Source organism: Pseudomonas sp. G5001, from assembly GCF_013385475.1.
Classification (GTDB): Bacteria; Pseudomonadota; Gammaproteobacteria; order Pseudomonadales; family Pseudomonadaceae; genus Aquipseudomonas.
Genome location: NZ_JACAPZ010000071.1, coordinates 1 through 1568, shown reverse-complemented (window position 1 = coordinate 1568; position 1568 = coordinate 1). Strand labels below are relative to the sequence as shown.

Sequence of the window (1568 nt, the reverse complement as noted above, 5' to 3'; positions counted from 1 at the left end):
GCCGAGTGGTGGGGCAAAAGCGAAACCAATACAAGCCATCACCTAAATAACGGATATCCCCCCAATCCGCGCCCGCGCCCGCAGCGCCTCCCCAGGCAACCCCAAAGCCTCATACACCATCACCAAAGCTCGGTTCGTCGGCACATCCAGCCCGTCATACCGCCGGCGCAATTCCAGCGTCTGCTGCGCCCCAAGCCAATCCCCAACCCGCAACCGTGCATCCAGCTCCACCTGCGCAAACAAATCCCGCTGCGCATGACTCCCGCCAATCTCATTCAGCCGCGGCAACGCTATCCCCAACTGTTCCAACGCCCGCCGGGCATCCCCCCGGGCATGCGCCAACAACCCCTCAGCCAACGGCAACGTCACTTCCCGCCAAACCGGCCGCGCTTCCACACTGTGCCTGCGCAAAGCCGCCAACAACTGATCCGCCTCAGGCTTGCCCGCCCGGGCCAACCCATACAAATACTGCACACTCAAAAATGGCTGTACCGCATCCCCAACCCGACGCTGCAGGTAGGGCGCCAACGCCTGCCACCGCCCACCCACATCAATCCCGGCCAGCTCCAGCCGCGCCAGCAATGACACCGCGCCCACCTGATCCTGGGAGTACTCCGGCAAGATCCCCCACACATGCCGGTCATAAATCTCCAGCACCCGCTGATCCTCCCCGCGCCCCAGATAAAACAACGCGAGATGCCACCAGTTATGGGTGTACATGAACGAGTTAAGCCCGTCCCAGTGCTGCTTCACGCCCTCCAGAAACCCGATGCCTTCCTCGATACGCCCCTGGGTCAGCATCACATGGGCCAATGCGTGATGGGCCCATGGCTCGGACGCCTGCAACCGCAACGCCTCAAGCGCACTGGCCTCGGCTTCCTCCAGCAAATGACACTGCTCATACGCAAACGCCAGTAGCCCGTGACTGTGGGCGATATCCGGCGCGCCGGCGGTGGCTTTCAAACCGATCCGCAGCAGCGCCGGCCAGTTGCCCCGGTTGAATTCCAGGTACTGGTTGAGCTTAGCCGCAAGCAGGTCCCGCGGATAAAGATCCAGCAGATGCTCGCTGAGGCGCAGCACTTCATCCAGCTCGTCGTTGATCCAGGCTTGCAGCACTTGCAGATACACGAGCGCCCGTGGATGCCGGGAATTCACCGCCGCCGCCCGCTGACGGTACTTCTCGGCCAGCACAGGGCCCTCGGGCGACTCGATAAACATCAGCAGCAGGCCGGCAAATCCGTTGGCCAATGCTGAGTCGGGGTCGGCATCGGCGACCGCGAGGATGCCCTCGGCACGGGGCTGATAGCCGAGAAAACCGCCGACGAAATCATCCAGGCCCTGACGGGTGGCGGGGTTGAGGGTGTCGATGGGGTTGCCCAGGTAATCCAGTGACATGCGCTTCAAACTCATGGGTTCAGATAGCGGTTAGACGGGCAAACCTTGTGCCAGTGATGGGTCCCTCAAACTTCAAACCTTACCGTAGCAGCTGCCGAGCCTTGGCGAGGCTGCGTTGGCGGCATACCTGACACACCGCAGACGCAGCCTCGCCAAGGCTCGGCAGCTGCTAC

The 1568-nt window shown here is 62.5% G+C and carries 1 protein-coding gene; it reads right to left on the bottom strand.

Annotation, left to right across the window (positions count from 1 at the left end; all coding sequences use genetic code 11):
• Window positions 1-42 precede the first annotated feature (42 nt).
• Window positions 43-1395 (bottom strand): tetratricopeptide repeat protein, encoded by a 1353-nt coding sequence (locus HX805_RS32145; RefSeq protein ID WP_177117662.1) that lies wholly within the window; start codon window positions 1393-1395, stop codon window positions 43-45.
• Window positions 1396-1568: the final 173 nt, after the last annotated feature.